We start from the raw sequence: 20,924 nt of genomic DNA on the forward strand, positions 1-20,924 counted from the left end.
CTGCGTAAACGTCAGCTCAGTGCCCGACCGCTATCCAGATGCTGGTCCACCAGCCATTTACCGTGGGCCAGCGCAGCGTGCTGGGCGCTCTCCAGGTCGGCGAGGAAGGCGCTCTTCACAGGCAGGGGAATACGCCGGGTAGCCTGCCCGTCCGGCAGGGTGATCTGGCAGCCAGCAGCCCAGGGCGTGGGGATGCCGGGGTGCTCGATAATGGATGCGCTGATGGCGTGGTCGCGATAGGTGCAGTGCAGGTTGTTCATGGTCTTGGCCTCGCTCAAGCGGCGGATGGGCGTTCTTTCACCTTAACGCGCTGACACCACCCGTCCCCGATTACCGACCAAGGGTCGTACTACTCTGCGCGGCAGACCCTGTTACGCCCGGCGCCCTTGGCCGCGTATAGCGCCTTGTCGGCGGCATCGATCAACGCCTGCATGTGCAGCTCGCCAGAGGCATCGTGGCAGGCCAGACCAATGCTGATAGTCAGCGGCACAGGGGTGCCTCGATACTGCAGCGCCAGCGCGGCCACCTCCGCGCGGATCTGCTCGGCGCGGGCCAGGCCCGCCTCGCAGGAGGCGCCGCTGAGCAGCAGGAAAAACTCCTCGCCACCGTAGCGCGCGGCCAGGTCGCCACTGCGCCGGGCGCTATGGCGCAGCACTTCAGCCACAGCACTGATGCAGCGATCACCAAAGGGGTGGCCATAGGTGTCGTTGATGCGCTTGAAGTGGTCGATATCAATCACCATCACCGCCAACGGTTCGTTGGCCTGTTGCGCCAGTTGTTGATCGCAGTGGCGGCGGTTGGCCAGCTGGGTCAGGGCATCGGTATTGCTCAGGCGGGTCAGCTCGGCATTGGCCTGGGCCAGTTCGCGAGTTGATTGCTGCAGCTCGGCGGTACGCGCCAGGACCCGGCGCTCCAATTCCTCGTTGGCCCGGGCCTGCTCTTCCAGCAGTTGCTGCTGACTGGCCAGGCGCGCCTCACGTTCGCCGATCAACTCACCCTGCGCCTCGATGCGCGCCTTGCGTTCACTGTTGATGCGCTCGGCCAGCGCCACCGAGAGCAGGACGAATTCGGCGAAGAAGCCCAGGGTCTGGATACGCAGCGTCAGCGGATTGACCGGCAGCGCCCCCTGCAGCGCCGCTACATGCACCAGGGTGCAGAAAATCAGAAAGCCCCAGGCCACGGCGAATAGAGGTGCGGAGCGATTGCCCCGGCGCCACAGACTGATCGCGGTGGCCACGGCGACCACACAACTCAGCAGGGCAACCAGGTTTACACCAAAGCCATGCAGCCATTGCGGGCGCAGCACCAGCAACAGCAACGCCAGCAGCCAGTAGCCCAGCAGCAGGTTGTTGGCCCACAGCACCCAGCCACCGTAGTGCGGGATACGCAGGAAACTGCGCACGAAAATGGTCGCGGCGAGAAAACTCCAGATTGCCGAAACCCCGTAGATCATCGCGGCTGGCCGCCCCAGTTCGGGCCAAAGATAGAGAATACCGAAGCCGCTCAGGGCCAGTTCGTAGACCACAACGGCCAGCAGATAGAAGGTGTACCAGACATAGCTGCGGCTGCCGGTAAACAGAAACAGGCTGGCGTTGTACAGCAGCACCGCGAGCATGGCGCCGAAGAACAGGCCGAGCAGCATGCGCTGGGTTAGCTCCTGCTGCTCGAAAGCGTCTCTGCTCAGCAGCTGCATGGGCACAACCATATTCTCCTCGCTGTGCAGACGCAGGTAGATCCAGCGGGTCGCATCGGCGGGCAGCAACAGAGGAAAGGTCGGCTGGCGCGAGGCCTGTGGCCAGGCACTGAGCGGCAGATGGTCACCTGCCTGCTGCAGCGGGCTCCAGTTACCCGTGGCGGGGTCCAGGGTACGCAGTTCGATCAGGTCGAGGATCGGCCACTCCACCAGCAGGCGCCAATCAGTCTGCGCAGAACCGTTATGGACCTGCAGACGCACCCACACCGCACCCGACTGGCGGCCCAGACTCAGCGACGACCCCTTTACCGGCTGCCAGCCCTCGGCCTGGCTGGCGCCAGCGAAGTCCAGTTCCTGCTCGGGCAGCAGGTATTCCAGTTGCGCCGCCAGACGCAGCGCAGTGCTCTGCTCACTCAGCTCCAATGCGGCGGCACTGCCGAGACTCGGCAATAGGCAGAACAGTAGGAAAAGCAGGCGGATTGGCAACTACGCTTCCCTCGACTGGGCAGTGCGCTAACCATCGCCGTTAAAGAGCCCGTGTGCAAGCCGAACGTAATGGCTATTCGCCACCCACGGCAAAATTGGGCAGGCTGTCTACCGGCTGGGCAAAGTTGAAGGGAATGGATTCGAGCGCCAGGCCAACATTGCGCTGCACCACGAAATGCAGGTGCGGCCCGGTACTGTTGCCGGTGTTGCCTGAGCGCGCAATCGGCGTACCGGAAGCGATCCGCTGCCCCTCGCGGACGCTGACCGAGCCGCGCATCAGGTGCAGATAGACGCCCATGGTGCCATCGTCATGCAGGATGCGCACAAAGTTGCCGGAAGGGTTATTGCCCCGACCACTCTGATGATTTTCGGTCTTCACCACCATGCCGCCGCGCGAGGCGAGGATTGGCGTGCCCTCGGGCATGGCAATGTCCATGGCATAGCGCCCCTTGGGGGTGTAATGGCTGTAGCGGCCATTGGCACCCTGGGTCAGTTTGAACGGGCCGCCGCGCCAGGGCAGCGGGTAGCGATAGACCAGCGGCTGCAGCCGTGGGTCACCCATGGCGTAGCGCAGGCGCGGCTTGTAGCGCAACGGCTTGCCGGCATCCTGCGGGGCCAGGGTGACCAGGCGAATCTTGGTACGCGGCGGCAATACCCAACGGATTGGCTCATCCGGGGCCCCGACGGCGTTGCTGACCTTGTCCAGGCGCAGCTCGATCTCCACTGGCGCGTACAGGTCGTTACGCACCAGCAGCGTCTCTCCGGCAGAGTGCTTCTTGGTTTCCAGCTTCACCAGGTTGTCGAGTTTCTCCACCATGCGGTCGCGGAACACGAACACCTGGGCACCGGGCACGGCCTTGTCGCTATAGGTCACCGTGCCGTGCTTGTCGACATACTTGTAAATGGTCAGCGCACTGGCCTGGGCTGCTGCCAACAACAATGCGCAGAAAAGGAATGAACGCCCTAGCATAAGCTCTCGGATTTAATGGTTATTGGTATCCGGGACTGGCAAGACTAGCAGCGTCGAAATCGACTCGCGAGCATCGCGCCCCCAAGCTGTGCGGCAATCGGCAGGGTAATCCGGCGAAATGTCTCCATATCCGACGAAAGGCTCATCGCAGCGTATTCATTCCAAACTCGCCACGGCTGACCTTGGCTGCGTGATTGAACGTCGTGACGCCCCATGGCAGGCGGAATAGTCGGCCTCGCTGGGCTTCGGTGCTGCACGTCCGGCCGCAGAGATGCGGCTCTTCCTGGAAGTGGCTTTAGCCACGATGCTTTTCAGGCGACCTCTGCGCAGCTATACCGCACTACCCGCCCGCGCCTCCCGATAGGCCTGCGCCGCCGCCAGCAGCCAGTCACGAAAAGCCCCCAGCGCGGCCGACTCCAGCTTGCGTTCGGGAATCATCAGCCGATAGGCCTTGTCACTGCTGTGCAGCGCCGTCGGATGCGCCGCAACCAGCCTCCCCTCGGCCAGTTCGCGCTCGATCAGAAACGGTGGAATCAGCGCCACGCCCATGCCGTGTGCGGCGGCCTGGGCAAGCATGGAGAACAGCTCGTAGCGCGGCCCGGCCAGGTCGCGCGGCACATTCAGGCCCTGGGCGTTGAACCACTGCCGCCAGGCGTAGGGCCGAGTGCTTTGCTGCAGCAACGGCAGCATGGCCAACTCGGCCGCGCTGAACGGCTCGCGCCCCGCCAGCAGCGCGGGGCTGCACACCGGCAGCGGCTCCTCGGGCATCAGGTAATGCGCCTCGGTACCGGACCAGTCGCCGTCACCAAAGTAGATGGCAGCATCGAAGGCGGTGTCGGCGAACAGGAACGGCCGGGTGCGGTTGGTCAGGTGCACGGTGACTTCCGGATGCAACCGCTGGAAATCCTTCAGCCGCGGCACCAGCCACTGGGTGGCGAACGTCGGCACCACCGCCAGTTCCAGGCTCTGCGCACCCTGCTGGCCCATGGCGGCGAGAGTGTCGCGCTCCACGGCGTCAAGTTGCGCGGCCACTTTGCGGCTGTATGTGAGGCCGGCCTCGGTCAGCTTGACCCCGCGCCGCGAGCGGCGGAACAGCTCGACGCCGAGGAACTCCTCCAGCCCGGCGATCTGCCGGCAGATAGCGCTCTGAGTCAGCGCCAGCTCGTGGGCGGCCTGGGTAAAGCTCTGGTGGCGAGCGGCCGACTCGAAGGCCACCAGGGCAGCCGTGCTGGGAATCTTGCGACGCATCTATGCCAAGGCCTCACTCTAAACCACTAAAAATGCCTATTAAAGCTATCTCGGAGTGAGTTATTCGCACAACAGTATGCGAATAACTCGTTTGCCGCATGCGGCGCACGGGCCTAGTCTTTCCCCACTGCCCGGCCAGCGCGCCGGCCCTTCACTGCCCTGTTTCGAGGATTCGCCCATGGCCGCCAAGGCAAGCTTCAACTGGATCGACCCACTGCTGCTGGACCAACAGCTGACCGAAGAAGAGCGCATGGTGCGCGACAGCGCCCAGCAGTTCGCCGCCGACAAGCTGGCCCCGCGCGTGCTGGAAGCCTTCCGCCACGAGCAGACCGATCCGAAGATCTTCCGCGAGATGGGCGAGACCGGCCTGCTCGGCGCCACCATCCCGGAAACCTACGGCGGCAGCGGCCTCAACTACGTGTGCTACGGCCTGATCGCCCGCGAAGTAGAGCGCATCGACTCCGGCTACCGCTCGATGATGAGCGTGCAGTCCTCCTTGGTGATGGTGCCGATCCACGAGTTCGGCAATGAAGCCACCAAGCAGAAGTACCTGCCCAAGCTGGCCAGCGGTGAGTACATCGGCTGCTTCGGCCTGACCGAGCCGAACCACGGCTCCGACCCGGGCTCGATGATCACCCGCGCCAAGAAGGTCGACGGCGGCTACCGCCTGACCGGCAGCAAGATGTGGATCACCAACAGCCCGATCGCCGATGTGTTCGTGGTGTGGGCCAAGGACGATGCCGGCGAGATTCGCGGCTTCGTGCTGGAGAAGGGCTGGCAAGGTCTGAGTGCTCCGGCCATCCACGGCAAGGTCGGCCTGCGCGCCTCGATCACCGGCGAGATCGTCATGGACAACGTGTTCTGCCCGGAAGAAAACGCCTTCCCCGACGTGCGCGGCCTGAAAGGCCCGTTCACCTGCCTCAACTCCGCCCGCTATGGCATCAGCTGGGGCGCACTGGGCGCCGCCGAGTTCTGCTGGCACACCGCCCGCCAGTACACCCTCGACCGCACCCAGTTCGGCCGCCCACTGGCGCAGACCCAGCTGATCCAGAAGAAGCTGGCCGACATGCAGACCGAAATCACCCTGGCCCTGCAAGGCTGCCTGCGCCTGGGCCGGATGAAGGACGAGGGCACCGCCGCGGTGGAAATCACCTCGATCATGAAGCGCAACAGCTGCGGCAAGGCGCTGGATATCGCCCGTATGGCCCGCGACATGATGGGCGGCAACGGCATCAGCGACGAGTTCGGCGTGGCCCGCCACCTGGTCAACCTGGAGGTGGTCAACACCTACGAGGGCACCCACGACGTGCATGCGCTGATTCTCGGCCGCGCGCAGACCGGTTTGCAGGCGTTCTTCTAAGCCAATGCCGTAGGCTGGGTAGAGCCGCATGCGGCGAAACCCAGCGTCGAGTTGCTGGGTTTCGCGATGCTCTCCCCAGCCTTCGTCTGCCCCCCCTCTCCCTCCGGGAGAGGGAGCCGCTTAGCCCATTCGCCTGCCCGTGAGGTTTCCATGCCCGGCGCCCTGTCGCATATCCGCGTCCTCGACCTGTCCCGCGTGCTCGCCGGCCCCTGGGCCGGGCAGATACTCGCCGACCTCGGTGCCGAGGTGATCAAGGTCGAGCGCCCCGGCTCGGGCGACGACACCCGTCACTGGGGCCCGCCCTATATCAAGGACGCCGAAGGCAACGACAGCCGCGAGGCCGCCTACTTCCAGTGCGCCAACCGCAACAAGCAATCGCTGACCCTGGACTTCACCCAGCCCGAGGGCCAACGCCTGGTGCGCGAACTGGCGGCGCAGTGCGATGTGGTGCTGGAGAACTTCAAGGTCGGCGGCCTCAAGGCCTACGGCCTCGGTTATGAATCGCTGAAAGCGGTCAACCCGCGACTGATCTACTGCTCCATCACCGGCTTCGGGCAGGACGGGCCCTACGCCAAGCGGGCAGGCTATGACTTCATGATCCAGGGGCTCGGCGGGCTGATGAGCCTGACCGGCAAGCCCGATGGCGAGGACGGTGCCGGCCCCATGAAGGTCGGCGTCGCCCTCACCGATATTCTCACCGGCCTTTACGCCACCATCGGTGTACTGGCTGCGCTGAACGCCCGCGAACAAACCGGGCAGGGCCAGTACATCGACGTGGCGCTGCTCGACGTGCAGGTGGCCTGCCTGGCCAACCAGGCGATGAACTACCTGGCCACCGGCAACGCGCCCAAACGCCTGGGCAACGCCCACCCGAACATCGTGCCCTACCAGGATTTCCCCAGCGCCGACGGCGATTTCATCCTGGCGGTGGGCAACGACGGGCAGTTCCGCAAGTTTTGCGAGGTCGCCGGCCTACCGGCTTTGGCCGACGACCCGCGCTTTTCCAGCAACAAGGCCCGCGTCGCTCACCGCGCAGAGCTGATCCCGCTGCTGCGCCAGGCCACGGTGTTCAAGACCACGGCCGAATGGATCACCCTGCTGGAAGCCGCCGGCGTGCCCTGCGGGCCGATCAACGACCTGGCCCAGGTATTCGCCGACCCGCAGGTGCGGGCCCGCGGCCTGCGTCTGGATCTGGCCAACGGCATGGGCAGCACGACCCCGCAGGTGGCCAGCCCGCTACGCCTGTCGGAAACGCCCGTGGAGTACCGCTCGGCGCCGCCGCTGCTGGGCGAGCACTCGCACGCTCTGCTGCAGCGCCTGCTCAATCTGGATGAAGCCACTATCGCCCGCCTGCGCGAACAGGGCGTGGTGTAAGCGACACTTGCGCTGCCAGCTTCGGCCGGGTAGCGTTGAGCCAGCTTTCAGGAGACACCGATTCCATGAACCTTCGCCCGCACCTCGCCCTCGTCTGCGCCGCCCCGCGTGCCGCAGCGCTGTCGGCTGCGCGCGCATACTTTTATGGGTACTGGTTTAGCCACGGGCGCGCCTGATACCCCACAGGCGCCCCGCACATCCGGGTCGCCACCAGTGAGTTTCCCCAAAACCCCCGGTCGGCCACCCGACCGGGGGTTTTGTTTTGCATCGAGGAAACCAACATGACCGCATACCGTTACCGCAGCTCTGCCTGGCGATTTAGCCGCTTCGCCCACCCACACCGAACCGACTGCCGAACACCTCGCTAGCGCCGCGCGGCAATGCCGCCGGCCAAGGACTGCCGAACATGAATGCTCCCCTGAATATCGTCGCCACTGCCAAACCCCGCGCCGAAACCCTACCGACACCGGCCCAGCTGCGCCAGCAGTTACCCCTCGACCCGCTGCTCGCCGAGCGCGTACACCAGCAACGCGCCGCCATCCGCGCCATCCTCGCCGGCCGCGACCCGCGCCTGCTGGTGGTGATCGGCCCCTGCTCGCTGCACGACCCCGAATCCGCCCTCGACTACGGTCAGCGCCTGGCCAGGCTGCAGGAAGAAGTGGGCGACCAGCTGTTGCTGGTGATGCGCGCCTACCTGGAAAAACCGCGCACCACGGTGGGCTGGAAAGGCCTGTTGTTCGACCCGCACCTGGATGGCAGCGGTGCCGCCGACGAGGGTCTGCGCCTGTCCCGCGGCCTGCTCCTCGACCTGCTGCGCCTGGGCCTGCCGCTGGCCAGCGAGCTGTTGCAGCCGATGGCGGCGGCCTATATCGACGACCTGCTCGGCTGGGCGGCTATCGGCGCGCGCACCAGTGAATCCCAGGTGCACCGAGAGATGGTCAGCGGGCTCGACCTGCCTGTGGGCTTCAAGAACGGTACCGACGGTGGCCTGACCATCGCCTGCGACGCCATGCAGGCATCCGCTCAGGGCCATCGCCATTTCGGCCTGGATGAGCAGGGCCGACCGGCGCTGCTGCACAGCCTGGGCAACCCGCACACTCACCTGGTGCTGCGCGGAGGCCATCAGGGGCCGAACTACGCCGCCGAGCAGGTCGCTGCCGCCAACGCCACGCTGAGCAAGCGTGGCCTGCAGGCAAGCATCATGGTCGATTGCAGCCACGCCAACAGCGGCAAGGACCCGGCGCGCCAACCCGAGGTGCTACACGAAGTACTACGTCAGCGCCTGGCGGGTGATCTGTCACTACGAGGCGTGATGCTGGAAAGCCACCTCATCGATGGCTGCCAGCCCCTGCAACCGGCATTGCGCTACGGCCAGTCGATCACCGACGCCTGCCTCGGCTGGAGTGCCAGCGAAGCGCTGCTGCTTGAGGCAGCCAGGCGTCTACGGCAGGGCGTTGAGACATCTTGAAACCATCAATGGAGGGATATCACCCTGATTCAGCAGGGTGATAACACTTACGAGCGATACTAAACCCGCAAACGGCAGGTCTACTCTGACCATCCCCCTTTCGCCTGATGGTCGAGGAGCCCTGCCAGTGTCCAATAACAACAACGGCTACCCCTCCAGTCTCTCCGCCTGGATCACCGTGACCATTCTGATGGTCGCCTACGTACTGTCCTTTATCGATCGACAGATCCTCAATCTGCTGGTCGGCCCCATCCGCCGCGATCTGGCCATCAGCGATACCGAGATGAGCCTGCTGATGGGCCTGTCCTTCGCGCTGTTCTACACCATCTGCGGCATTCCCCTCGGACGTCTGGCGGATACCAAGAGCCGCCGTGGCCTGATCGCCTTCGGCATCATCTTCTGGAGCGCGGCCACTGCCGCCTGCGGCCTGGCCAAACAGTATTGGCAGTTCCTGTTCTGCCGCATCGGCGTAGGTGTCGGCGAAGCGGCACTGTCGCCCGCCGCCTACTCGCTGATCGCCGACAGCTTCCCGCCCAACCGCCGCGCCACGGCCATGGCGGTCTACGGTATGGGGGTCTACCTCGGCTCAGGGATCGCCTTCCTGCTTGGCGGCCTGGTGATCCAGTTCGCCTCGGCCCAAGGCGATGTCGTGCTACCCGTGTTCGGAGAAGTACGCCCCTGGCAACTGATCTTCCTTATCCTCGGCGCCGCCGGAATCCTGTTCACCTTGTTGATGCTGGCCGTGAAAGAACCCGCGCGGCGCGGTGCCGGAGCCGGCGTGTCCGTGCCCCTGGCAGAAGTAGGCCGCTACATCCGCAGCAACCGCCGCACCGTGCTGTGCCACAACTTCGGCTTCGCCGGGCTGTCCTTCGCCGGCTACGGTAGCGCAGCCTGGATTCCGACCTTTTATATTCGTACTTACGGATGGGATGCCGGGCAGGTCGGCATCATCTACGGCAGCCTGGTGGCCGTGTTCGGTTGCATCGGCATCGTCTTCGGCGGGCGCCTGGCAGATTGGCTGGCCAAGCGCGGACGCACTGACGCCAACATGCGCGTGGGGCTTTACGCCGCAATGGGCGCGCTACCGCTGGTACTTATCTTCCCACTGATGCCCAATGCACTCTGGGCCACCGTGCTGCTGGCGCCGACCATCTTCTGCCTGAGCATGCCGTTCGGCGTAGCGCCGGCCGCCATCCAGGAAATCATGCCCAACTCGATGCGCGGCCAAGCCTCGGCCATCTACCTGTTTGTCATCACGCTGTTCGGCCTGGGCCTGGGCCCTACCGCCGTGGCACTGGTCACCGACTACGTGTTCGCCGACGACAACGCCTTGCGCTACTCGTTGCTGATTGTCACCACTCTGGCCGTGTTCGGCTCGGTACTGCTGCTCTGGCGCGGCCTGAGCCCCTACCGCGACAGTCTGGTGCGTCTGCAGCAATGGTCGACACAGCCCGCCTGATCCAGTTCACACACAATAAAAAACCCCGCAGATGCGGGGTTTTTTATTGCCTCTTTGCCGACTCACACCTGTACATCGGCAGCCATACCCATACCTCTGATAGCCAAGCATTCACCGAACTTTTGGCAGAGCAAAAGCCCCATCAATCAAGGCCATTAGTACTTTGGAGCTACACCAAAAATACTCCCTTGGTGCGCTTATGAGGCTGTCATCCGCTGGGTAGGGTGCACAGCAGTTCCACCCAACACTTGGAGAGCCTCATGACAAGAATAAAAAGGCCCGGAATCTTCCAGCCGCACACCCTCGCCCTTGCAGTCGCCCTGGGCACTGCCGCACCGGCCCACGCCGTCAATTTCAACATCGGGGAAATCGAAGGCCAGCTTGACTCGTCGCTGTCGGTCGGCGCCAGCTGGTCTACTGCCAGCCCGGACAAGGACCTGATCGGTACCGCCAACGGCGGCACCGGCTTCACCCAAACCGGTGATGACGGACGCCTCAACTTCAAGAAGGGCGAAACCTTCTCGAAAATCTTCAAAGGTATTCACGACCTCGAGCTGAAATACGGCGACACCGGCGTATTCGTGCGCGGCAAGTACTGGTACGACTTCGAGCTGAAGGACGAGAGCCGCCTGTTCAAGGACATCGACGACCACAACCGCAAGGAAGCCGCGCAGGCCTCCGGCGCGGAAATCCTCGACGCCTTCGTCTACCACAACTACGCCATTGGCGACATGCCAGGCACCGTGCGCCTCGGCAAGCAAGTTGTCAGCTGGGGTGAGAGCACCTTTATCGGCAACAGCATCAACTCGATCAACCCGGTCGATGCCGCCGCTTTCCGCCGCCCAGGCGCGGAAATCAAGGAAGGCCTGATTCCGGTCAACATGTTCTACATGTCGCAGACCATCACCGACCAGCTCTCGGCTGAAGCCTTCTACCAGCTGGAATGGGACCAGACCGTCATCGACAATTGCGGCACCTTCTTCGCTTCGAGCGATGTGGTCGCCGACGGCTGCGATACCAATTACACCATTCTCGACGCGAATACTGTGGCTGCGCTCAACAGCCCCAGCACCCGCTCACTTCTCGCCAGCCGTGGAGTAACTGTAACCCCTGAGGGGCTGGTAGTGCCTCGCGGCGGTGACCGTGATGCGCGTGACGACGGTCAGTGGGGTGCTGCCCTGCGCTGGCTCGGTGACGACACCGAATACGGTGCCTACTTCATGAACTACCACAGCCGCACGCCCAATGCGATGTTCCAGAATGCCGATGCAACCACGATCGGCGGCGCCCTGAGATTCATCGGCACACCGTTCCAGGGCCTGGTTCAGCCTCTTCTTTTGGGTGGCGGTCAGTACTACCTCGAATACCCGGAAGACATTCGCCTGTATGGTTTGAGCTTCTCCACCACGCTGCCCACCGGCACCGCCTGGACAGGCGAGATCAGCTACCGCCCGAACATGCCGCTGGGCATCAACGGCACCGACATGACTGCCAAACTGGCTACGTCGGTCGTTGGCGGACTGACCGCAGGCGGGGCTGCCGGCGCCCTGGCCCAGGCAGGCGTCGTCAGCAAAGGTTACAACCGCAAGGAAGTCACCCAGGCACAAACCACCATGACTCACTTCTTCGACCAGGTACTGGGCGCCTCGCGTCTGACCCTGGTAGGTGAAGTCGGCATGACCAGCATCGGTGGCCTGGAAAGCCGCGATGACGTCGCCTACGGCCGCGACTCCATCTATGGTTCGCCGCATGGTACCGCTGCCTCCAACATCGCTGCGCGCGAGGAGTATGGCACCCACGGCTTCTTCACCAACACCTCCTGGGGCTACCGCGCTCGCGGCATCCTCGAGTACAGCAACGTATTCGCCGGGATCAACCTCAAGCCCAACGTGGCCTGGGCGCATGACGTCGATGGTTACGGCCCGGTGTTCAATGAAGGCTCCAAGGCCATCAGCGTCGGTGTCGATGCCGACTACCTGAACACCTACACCGCCAGCCTGAGCTACACCGACTTCTTCGATGGCGACTACAACACCCAGACTGACCGCGACTTCATCGCGCTCAGCTTCGGCGTGAACTTCTAAGGGATCCGATCACCATGAGAAAAACAAGACAACTGATCACCGCCCTCACCCTGTCCCTGCTGGCCAGCAGCGTGCTCGCCGCAGTGTCGCCCGAGGAAGCGGCCAAACTGGGCACCAGCCTGACCCCGACCGGCGCTGAGAAATCCGGGAACGCCGACGGTAGCATCCCGGCCTGGACCGGTGGCCTGGCCAAGGACGCCGCGGCCGTACTGTCCGGCGGTTTCGTGGAAAACCCCTACGCTGGTGACCAGCCACTGTTCACCATCACTGCGCAGAATGTCGACCAGTACAAGGACAAGCTGAACGAAGGCCAGCTGGCCATGTTCAAGCGCTATCCCGAAACCTTCAAGATGCCGGTCTACACCAGCCGTCGCAGCGCGGCGCTGCCGCCGGAAATCTATGAGGCGGCCAAGAAAAGCGCGCTCAACACTTCGCTGATCGACGGCGGCAACGGCCTGAAAGGCTTCGCCGACAGCCGTTACTACGCCTTCCCGATTCCGCAAAACGGCCTGGAGGTAATCTGGAACCACATCACCCGTTATCGCGGCGGCAACCTCAAGCGCAACATCGTGCAGGCAGCCCCGCAAACCAACGGCAGCTACAGCCTGGTCAACTTCGAGGACGAAATTGCCTTCCCGACCGGCATGAAGGGCCTGGACGAGAAGAAAGCAGCCAACGCCCTGCTGTTCTTCAAGCAACGCGTCACCGCCCCGGCTCGTCTGGCCGGTAACGTGCTGCTGGTACACGACTCGCTGGACCAGATCGCCGAGCCGCGCATGGCCTGGATCTACAACGCCGGCCAGCGTCGCGTACGACGCGCTCCGCAGGTGGCCTACGACGGCCCAGGCACTGCCTCTGACGGCATGCGCACCTCGGACAACTTCGACATGTTCAACGGTGCGCCGGATCGTTACGACTGGAAGCTGGTGGGCAAGCGCGAGATGTACATCCCGTACAACAACTTCGAGCTGACCTCGCCGCAAGTGAAGTACGCCGACATCCTCAAGCCCGGCCACACCAACCAGGACCTCGCCCGCTACGAGCTGCACCGCGTCTGGGAAGTCGTTGCCACCCTCAAGGCCGGCGAGCGCAACATCTACGCCAAACGCCGCTTCTTCGTCGACGAAGACACCTGGCAGATCGCCTCGTCCGAGCTGTATGACGGCCGTGGCCAGCTGTGGCGCATCGGCCAGGCCATGCTGACTCAGCAGTTCGACCAGCAGGTGCCGGTATACGCCTTCGAGGCGCTGTACGACATCATTGCCGGCCGCTACATCGCCATCGGCATGGCCAACGAAGAAAAGACCGCAGTGCAATACGGCATTTCCGCCAGCGCCGCGGACTTCACTCCGGCCGCGCTGCGTAACGCCGGCGTACGCTGAGACTCACGCACAACGTTGCTCCAGACTTTAGGCGACCCTCGTGGTCGCCTTTTTTATCCGTGCTGCCCAATTGAGTTGGCGAGCGGATAAGATCGACCTCTCGCTACAACTAAAATAAACAGCCGAGGCCTCGACCATGCAGAACAAGGTTCGCGCCTTGCATCCCGTTGCTGGCAAACAGCACGCGGAACACCATTTGCCGCGCCTACCGGCCGCGCATATCGCCCGCCCGCGCCTGACCCAGGCACTGCTGGCTGGCGACTATCGCCTGAGCCTGGTGTGCGCCCCTGCCGGTTTCGGCAAGAGCGTCCTGCTCAACGAATGTGCCCGTCAGGCCCCCGCCGATACCCGCGTGGTCTGGCTGGATCTACTCGGCCACCCCATCAGCCCCGCAGACTTGCTCGGTCGCCTGGCCGCAGCCTTGCAGCTCAGCCATGACGACGGCGACCCCTGCGCCGAACTGAGTCAGCTGCTCGGCCGGGTCGAGCAGCCGCTGTGGATCATTCTCGATGACTACCCGAGGCAGCCGTGCGCCGAGCTGGATGCCTGCCTCGACCACCTGCTCGAGCGCGGCCCGCATACCCTGCGCTGGTGGATCGGCGGTCGGCGCCGGCCAGCCTGGAACCTGCCCCGCCTGCTGCTGCAGGGCGACCTGCAGGAACTCGATGCCGACGCCCTGACCCTGAACCAGGAGGAGCTCGGCCAATTACTCGAACGCCGCCAGCTGCACCTCTCGCCCGAACAGCAAGAGCAACTGCTGCAGCACAGCGAGGGCTGGCTGGCCGGCGTCTGCCTGCTGCTGCTCGGCGGCAATGCCGACCAGCTCGGCGAACGTCTGGCCGCCGGCACACCACTGCTGCAGGAGTATGTCGAGCGCGAAGTGCTGGCCGCACTGCCCGACACCCTGCGCCAGGCCCTGCTGATCCTGGCGCGCATCCCGCGCTTCTCCGAAGCCCTGTGCAAGCATCTGCTGGAGGAACTGGACGGCGAGCACATCCTCGAACAACTGCGCCAACGTCAGCTGTTCCTGCGCAGCCTCGACGGCACCGGCACCTGGTTCCGTCTGTGGCGTCCGCTGGCCAGCCTGCTCAAGCGCCTGCCTGCCACCCAGGGCGCGCAGCATGTACATGTACTGGCCTGCCAGTGGTTCGCCGGCCAGGGCGATGTGCGCGAGGCCGTGGAACACGCCCTGCTGGCGGGCCAGCCGGAAGTCGCTGCCAGCTACCTGCAACGCTATGGCCAGGACCAGCTGCTGATCGGCCAGAGCGTCGCGCAGTTCCTGCACTGGCGCGACGAGCTGCCGGCCGAGCTGTTTTCCAGCGCACCTCGCCTGATCCTGCTGCAGGCCTGGGCCCTGATTATCTGTACGCGCCTGGACGAGGTAGACGAGTGCCTGGTTGACGTCGGTCGCTTTCTGCCGCAACGCAGCCCCCGCCGCCAGCAGCAGCTGATCGCCGAGTACCAGGCGGTGCTTGGCGTGCTGCATCGCCAGCGCGGCCTGGCCAGCGCCGCCCAGCATTGCCGCGAGGCCCTGGCCGTGCTGGACGAAGAGTCCTGGTCGCTGCACATCCTCTGCCACCAGGCCCTGGCACAGCAGGCCTGTGCCGAACAGAACCTGCCACTGGCCCAGCAACACAGCGAGGAAGGTCTGCGCCTGGCCCGTCTGCGCGGCAACGTGCTGTTCGAGGCCCTGCTCGGGGTCGACCACGTCCACTTGCTGAACATGACCGGCGAGCCCGGACGCGCCCTGGAGCAGACCGAACAGTACCTGCAACTGCTGCAGGACCATGGCCTGCGCGGCCCGGTTCTGGCGCGCCTGCTGCTGCTGCGCGGCACCCTGCTGAACAAGCGCGGCGAGCGTGAGGCGGCGCGCGCCAGCCTGCGCAAAGGGCTGCAGGAAGCGGAGGCCTGCGAGGATGCCTACATGCTGTTTGGCTACCTGAGCCTGTCCGAACTGGCTGGGTACGAGGGCAACACCGAACTGGCGCAGCAACTGCTGCGGCGCGCCGAGCGGCAGATGCAGTGGCTGCATGTGCCCGAGGTGCGCTACCGCGAAGTCATCCTGCTGGCCCAGGGGCGCATGCTGCTGCATCAGGGCCAGGCCGAGCGTGCCCGCCAGGTCTTCCAGCGTGTGCTTCAGCGTTTCGAACGTGATCACCTGCAGGCCCCCTCTGGCTTCTACGACCTGCTGCCGCGTACCCAGCTGTACCTGGCACGCAGCAACATGGCTCTGGGCGACCAAGCCACTGCGCTGCTCGCCCTGCGCCAGTTGCTGGACGAGTGCCTGCGCAGCGGCCATGCCAGCCTGGCCACCCAGACCCGCCTGTGTCTGGCCGAAGCCCTGTATCTGCTCGACCAGGCGGATGAGGCCGAGCAACAGCTGCGGCAAGGCCTGCAGGAGGCCGAGCAACAACAACAGCTGCTGCCGGTGCAATCGCTGCTGAACCGTCAGCCGCAATGGCTGGAGCAGCAGGCGCCTGGCTGGTTGCAGCGCCTGAGCCGCAAAACCACGGGGCAGAACGAGGTGATCAACGCCAGCGAGTCGCTGCTCAGCAAGCGCGAACTGGCCGTGCTCAGCCTGATCGCCCAGGGCCACTCCAACCAGCAGATCGCCGAAAGCCTGTACATCTCCCTGCACACGGTGAAAACCCATGCCCGACGTATCAACGTCAAGCTGGGTGTACAGCGACGCACCCAGGCGGTTGCCCGGGCCAAGGCCGAGGGCTGGTTGAGCTGAAGATAACGGCCCCACCGGGGCCGTTTTTCTTTCACCCCGCAGGTACATCGCCCGATTCGTAAGCAAAAGCTCCCATGACTTTTATCAGAGGGGTCTAGGCTGTATGGTTCATGCCCCGCACCCACAAGGTCGCGGCACTTAAAACCGAACAACAAATGGAGATCATCCATGAAAGGAAAATCCCTGGCCTGGGCCCTATCCGCCGCTCTTGCCGCTTCTCTGCCTGGTATGGTCCAGGCGCAGGACAAATTCGTCACCATCGGTACCGGCGGCCAGACCGGCGTGTACTACGTGGCGGGCCAGTCCATCTGCCGTTTCCTCAACCGTGACACTGCCAACCACGGCATCAAGTGCAATGCCCCGGCCAGCGGCGGTGGCGTGGCCAACGTCAACGGTATCCGCAGTGGCGATTTCAATTTCGGCATCATGCAGTCGGACCACCAGTTCAAGGCCATGAATGGCGTTGCGCCGTTCGAAAAGGAAGGTGCCATGGAGGACATCCGCGCGGTGTTCTCGCTGCAGAGCGAAGTGTTCACCATCCTCGCCCGCCGTGACGCCAAGATCGCCAGCTTCGATGACCTCAAGGGCAAGCGCGTGAACATCGGCAACCCGGGTTCCGGCCAGCGCGACACCCTGGAAGAAATCATGCGCGTGAAGGGCTGGGACAAATCCGCCTTCGCCCTGGCCGCAGAGCTCAAGCCGGCCGAACAGGCCAGCGCTCTGGGCGACAACAACATCGATGCCATGACCTACTTCGTCGGCCATCCCAACGGTGCGATCCAGGAAGCCACCACCACCGTCGACGCCGTGCTGGTGCCGGTGACCGGCGCCGACATCGACAAGCTGCTGGCGGACAAGAGCTACTACAGCAAGACCGAGATTCCCGGCGGGCTGTACAAGGGCAACGACAGCGCGACCCCGTCGATCGGCGGCAAGGCCGTGCTCTCTACCTCGGCCAAGGCCGACCCGGAAGTGGTCTACCAGCTGGTCAAGTCGGTGTTCGACAACCTCGACCGCTTCAAGCGCCTGCACCCGGCGTTCAAGGACCTGAAGGCCGAGGACATGATCAAGGTCGGCCTGACCGCGCCGCTGCACGAAGGTGCCGAGCGCTACTACAAGGAACGCGGCTGGCTGTAAGCCACAGCCGCCCCGCCAACCGGGGCGGCCCTGTTTGAACTAGCCTTCCTTCAGAGCCCGCGTGTCACTCGGCCGCGGGTTTTGCCGTTTATTCGCACTTCATGTTCAGGTCCAACCCATGCATGACGAGAAACTCTCCACCGAGGAACTGATCGCCCAGGACGTCGGCGCACGCCTGCCGGTGGGAGCCATGGCCCAGGTGATCGCCGGCCTGGCCCTGCTGTGGTCGCTGTTCCAGCTGTGGATCGCCTCCCCGCTGCCGTTCGTGTTCGGCGTCGGCGTGTTCAACGACACCGAAACCCGTTCCATCCACCTGGCGTTCGCCCTGCTGCTGGCCTTCCTCGCCTACCCGGCGTTCAAGCGCTCGCCTCGCGACCGGGTACCTTTGCTGGATATCGCCCTCGGGCTGATCGCCGCCGCCAGCGCGGCCTACCTGTTCATCTTTTATCAGCAGCTGGCACAGCGCCCGGGCAACCTGACCACCGCCGACCTGGTGACCGCCTGTATCGGCATCCCGCTGCTGCTCGAAGCGACACGCCGTGCGCTCGGCCCGCCCCTGGCGATCATTGCCCTGGTGTTCCTCATCTACAGCCTGGCCGGCCCCTACATGCCCGGCCTGCTGGCCCACCGCGGGGTGAGCTTCACCGCCCTGGCCAACCACCAGTGGATCACCACCGAAGGCGTGTTCGGCATTGCCCTCGGCGTGTCGACCAGCTTCGTCTTCCTCTTCGTCCTGTTCGGCGCGCTGCTCGAACGCGCCGGTGCCGGCCACTATTTCATCCAGCTCGCCTTCAGCCTGCTCGGCCACCTGCGCGGCGGCCCGGCCAAGGCGGCGGTGCTGTCGTCGGGGCTGACCGGGATGATTTCCGGCTCGTCCATCGCCAACGTGGTCACCACCGGCACCTTCACCATCCCGATGATGAAGCGCACCGGTTTCTCCTCGGAAAAGGCCGGTGCGGTGGAAGTGGCCGCCTCGGTCAACGGCCAGATCATGCCGCCGGTGATGGGCGCCGCGGCCTTCCTGATGGTCGAGTACATCGGCCTACCCTATGTGGAGATCATCAAGCACGCCTTCCTGCCGGCAGCGATTTCCTACATCGCGCTGCTCTACATCGTCCACCTGGAAGCCCTCAAGCTGGGCCTGCAGCCTATCGGCGGCCATCAACCCAAGCCCTGGCTGCGTCGCCTGACCGGCTTCGCCTTCGGTGCCGCGCTGATCAGCGGCCTGTCGCTGGCGGTCTACTACGGCCTCGGCTGGCTCAAGCCGGCGCTGGGCGAGCACGCCCTGAGCGGCATCGGCGTGCTGCTGGCCATCGTCTACCTCGGCCTGCTGAAAATCGCCGCCAGCGTGCCGGTACTGCCGGCCGAAGACCCCGACGCACCGATTGAGGCACTGCCCAAGACCCGCGCCGTGCTGCTGTCCGGTCTGCACTTCCTGCTGCCAGTCGTGGTGCTGGTCTGGTGCCTGATGATCGAACGCCTGTCGCCCGGCCTGTCGGCCTTCTGGGGCAGCGTCATGCTGGTGATCATCCTGCTCACCCAGCGCCCGCTGCTGAGCTGGATGCGCCATGACGGCAGCCATGATCACGGCACCTTCATGGACGGCGTGATCGACCTGCGCGAAGGCCTGATCGCCGGCGCGCGCAACATGATCGGCATCGGCATCGCCACTGCGGCGGCCGGCATCATCGTCGGCGCCGTGTCGCAGACCGGTGTCGGCCTGGTGCTGGCCGACCTGGTCGAGCTGCTGTCGATGGGCAACCTGCTGCTGATGCTGCTGCTCACCGCGGTGTTCAGCCTGATCCTCGGCATGGGCCTGCCGACCACCGCCAACTACATCGTGGTCTCCAGTCTGCTGGCGCCGGTGGTGGTGGCACTGGGGCAGCAGAACGGCCTGATCGTGCCGCTGATCGCCGTGCACCTGTTCGTCTTCTACTTCGGCATCATGGCCGACGTGACCCCGCCGGTGGGCCTTGCTTCGTTCGCCGCCGCGGCAGTGTCCAAGGGTGACCCGATCAAGACCGGCATCACCGCCTTCTACTACAGCCTGCGCACGGCGGCGCTGCCGTTCCTGTTCATCTTCAACACCGACCTGCTGCTGATCGACGTGGACTTCTGGCACGGCGTGCTGATCTTCATCGTCGCCACGGTGGCCATGCTGATCTTCGCCGCCGGCACCCAGGGCTACTTCCTGGTCAGGAGCCGCTGGTACGAGAGCGTGCTGTTGCTGCTGGTCGCCTTCACCCTGTTCCGCCCCGGCTTCTGGATGGATATGGTGCATGACCCTTACCGTGACGTGCCGCCGAGCCAACTGGCCCAGACCCTGGGCGAGATCGAGGGCGACAGCCAGTTGCGCCTGCGTATTCGCGGCGAGGATGCGGTCGGCGATGAGCGGGTGTTCAGCGTGCTGCTACCGGTACCGGACGGCGCCACGGGTGAGGAGCGCCTGGAGAAACTCGGCCTGGTCACCTACGAGCAGGACGGCAAGGTGCTGATCGACAGCGTCGGCTTCAGCAGCCCCGCGGCCGAAGCCGGCCTGGAGTTCGACCAGGAAATTGTCACCGTGCGCGCGCCCACCGCACGCTGGCCGAAGGAGCTGATGTGGCTGCCGGGCTTGCTGCTGTTTGCCCTGGTGGTCTGGCTGCAGCGCCGCCGCCGGGCCTGACCATTGGCGCCAAGCCTGAGCTGAAATAACGGCCCCAAACGGGGCCGTTTTTCTATGTCGTGCCAGCAGAAAAGGCGCAGCGCCAAGGACTGAAACGAAAAAGCCCCGGGCATTCGCCCAGGGCTTTGTATTTGGCGCTCCGGCGTGCTTCTAACTTGGTACGCATGACATTGATTAATAAGGCATTTTTTAGATAGACGTGAACCAGGTGTACATACTGGTGTACACGGTGCCGGCTGCTGGGCGGAAAATGGAGCAGCATTGCTCAGCCCCCAACACCTACCCAAGGGCCAATCAAACAACCGACCAACGGTATCGCATCAGCCAGGCTATTCAGCTGGTGACCGCTCGATATAGCCAGAGCGGCACGTCCCATCCTTGAGCATGAAACAGTAGAAACCATCATCAAACGGATTGATGCCCGCTTCGGTCTTGCGCTGGAGCTCTGCTCGCATCTCTACAAGGCGACGTTTATCGCTGCGCCTCTGCAGAAACACCACCAGGCTGAGCAAGGCAAAGATGAGAAGCAGGAGAATACCCACCACTTTGAGAACGATCATGTTGCCCTCCGGCCATTCCATGCGAGGGGTTACAGGGTGGGCTCACCAATGTGCCCACGGCCATCTTAGATAGACAGACTCAGCATGCCAAACCGGGTATGTCTGCTATCTAGGCATCTGAAACTGCGTCTAGCTTTTCGCAGCCAGGCCTTATCGCACGTAGTGATCCAATGTGGTTAATAGCGTGTTAACCCGCCTGTTAACCTGTCACGCGCTTGCTATGTCGCTGGCCAGGTTGCGTTAAACGAGGGATTCCCTGCGTGCCGACTTGCGCACCATCCTGCACCAAAGATTGCCCCTT

General features: G+C 64.2%; 14 protein-coding genes. 9 read left to right on the plus strand and 5 right to left on the minus strand.

What is annotated here, in order from left to right:
- Positions 1 to 11: 11 nt before the first annotated feature.
- The 4 genes from P7A97_RS09560 to P7A97_RS09575 form a co-directional block, all read right to left on the minus strand.
- The gene (locus tag P7A97_RS09560) at positions 12 to 260 is read right to left on the minus strand and encodes a hypothetical protein (protein WP_277689701.1); all 249 of its coding nucleotides are present in this window, start codon (positions 258 to 260) and stop codon (positions 12 to 14) included.
- Positions 261 to 349: 89 nt separating this feature from the next.
- Positions 350 to 2,179: a diguanylate cyclase gene (locus P7A97_RS09565; RefSeq protein ID WP_277689702.1), complete on the minus strand. Its 1,830-nt coding sequence runs from the start codon at positions 2,177 to 2,179 to the stop codon at positions 350 to 352.
- Positions 2,180 to 2,252: 73 nt separating this feature from the next.
- Positions 2,253 to 3,149, minus strand: coding sequence for a peptidoglycan DD-metalloendopeptidase family protein (locus P7A97_RS09570; RefSeq protein ID WP_277689703.1), 897 nt, complete (start codon positions 3,147 to 3,149; stop codon positions 2,253 to 2,255).
- 330 nt (positions 3,150 to 3,479) lie between these two features.
- Complete coding sequence (locus P7A97_RS09575) at positions 3,480 to 4,397, minus strand: LysR family transcriptional regulator (RefSeq protein ID WP_277689704.1); 918 nt, start codon at positions 4,395 to 4,397, stop codon at positions 3,480 to 3,482.
- Positions 4,398 to 4,575: 178 nt separating this feature from the next.
- Here P7A97_RS09575 and P7A97_RS09580 point away from each other — a divergent pair, with 178 nt between their 5' ends.
- The 9 genes from P7A97_RS09580 to P7A97_RS09620 all read left to right on the plus strand — a co-directional run bounded on the left by P7A97_RS09580 (position 4,576) and on the right by P7A97_RS09620 (position 20,063).
- Positions 4,576 to 5,757: an acyl-CoA dehydrogenase gene (locus tag P7A97_RS09580; RefSeq protein WP_021699135.1), complete on the plus strand. Its 1,182-nt coding sequence runs from the start codon at positions 4,576 to 4,578 to the stop codon at positions 5,755 to 5,757.
- A gap of 150 nt (positions 5,758 to 5,907) precedes the next feature.
- Positions 5,908 to 7,131 carry a CaiB/BaiF CoA-transferase family protein gene (locus tag P7A97_RS09585; RefSeq protein ID WP_277689705.1) on the plus strand — a complete coding sequence of 408 codons (1,224 nt, stop codon included), beginning with the start codon at positions 5,908 to 5,910 and terminating at the stop codon, positions 7,129 to 7,131.
- A 406-nt stretch (positions 7,132 to 7,537) separates the two neighbouring features.
- Positions 7,538 to 8,599 (plus strand): 3-deoxy-7-phosphoheptulonate synthase, encoded by a 1,062-nt coding sequence (locus P7A97_RS09590; protein ID WP_277689706.1) that lies wholly within the window; start codon positions 7,538 to 7,540, stop codon positions 8,597 to 8,599.
- A gap of 127 nt (positions 8,600 to 8,726) precedes the next feature.
- The gene (locus tag P7A97_RS09595; protein WP_277689707.1) at positions 8,727 to 10,058 is read left to right on the plus strand and encodes an MFS transporter; all 1,332 of its coding nucleotides are present in this window, start codon (positions 8,727 to 8,729) and stop codon (positions 10,056 to 10,058) included.
- A 260-nt stretch (positions 10,059 to 10,318) separates the two neighbouring features.
- Positions 10,319 to 12,142: a DUF1302 domain-containing protein gene (locus tag P7A97_RS09600; RefSeq protein WP_277689708.1), complete on the plus strand. Its 1,824-nt coding sequence runs from the start codon at positions 10,319 to 10,321 to the stop codon at positions 12,140 to 12,142.
- Between the two features lie 14 nt (positions 12,143 to 12,156).
- Positions 12,157 to 13,524 (plus strand): DUF1329 domain-containing protein, encoded by a 1,368-nt coding sequence (locus tag P7A97_RS09605; protein WP_277689709.1) that lies wholly within the window; start codon positions 12,157 to 12,159, stop codon positions 13,522 to 13,524.
- Positions 13,525 to 13,660: 136 nt separating this feature from the next.
- Positions 13,661 to 16,261 carry a LuxR C-terminal-related transcriptional regulator gene (locus P7A97_RS09610; protein WP_277689710.1) on the plus strand — a complete coding sequence of 867 codons (2,601 nt, stop codon included), beginning with the start codon at positions 13,661 to 13,663 and terminating at the stop codon, positions 16,259 to 16,261.
- A 168-nt stretch (positions 16,262 to 16,429) separates the two neighbouring features.
- Positions 16,430 to 17,398, plus strand: a complete 969-nt coding sequence (locus tag P7A97_RS09615; protein ID WP_277689711.1) for a TAXI family TRAP transporter solute-binding subunit — start codon at positions 16,430 to 16,432, stop codon at positions 17,396 to 17,398.
- A 118-nt stretch (positions 17,399 to 17,516) separates the two neighbouring features.
- Positions 17,517 to 20,063 carry a TRAP transporter permease gene (locus tag P7A97_RS09620; RefSeq protein ID WP_277689712.1) on the plus strand — a complete coding sequence of 849 codons (2,547 nt, stop codon included), beginning with the start codon at positions 17,517 to 17,519 and terminating at the stop codon, positions 20,061 to 20,063.
- Positions 20,064 to 20,392: 329 nt separating this feature from the next.
- On the opposite strand, the gene P7A97_RS09625 is transcribed toward P7A97_RS09620, so the two are convergent.
- Positions 20,393 to 20,623, minus strand: a complete 231-nt coding sequence (locus P7A97_RS09625) for a hypothetical protein (RefSeq protein WP_277689713.1) — start codon at positions 20,621 to 20,623, stop codon at positions 20,393 to 20,395.
- Positions 20,624 to 20,924 lie beyond the last annotated feature (301 nt).

Source organism: Pseudomonas sp. GOM6, from assembly GCF_029537485.1.
In the GTDB taxonomy this organism is placed as follows: domain Bacteria; phylum Pseudomonadota; class Gammaproteobacteria; order Pseudomonadales; family Pseudomonadaceae; genus Aquipseudomonas.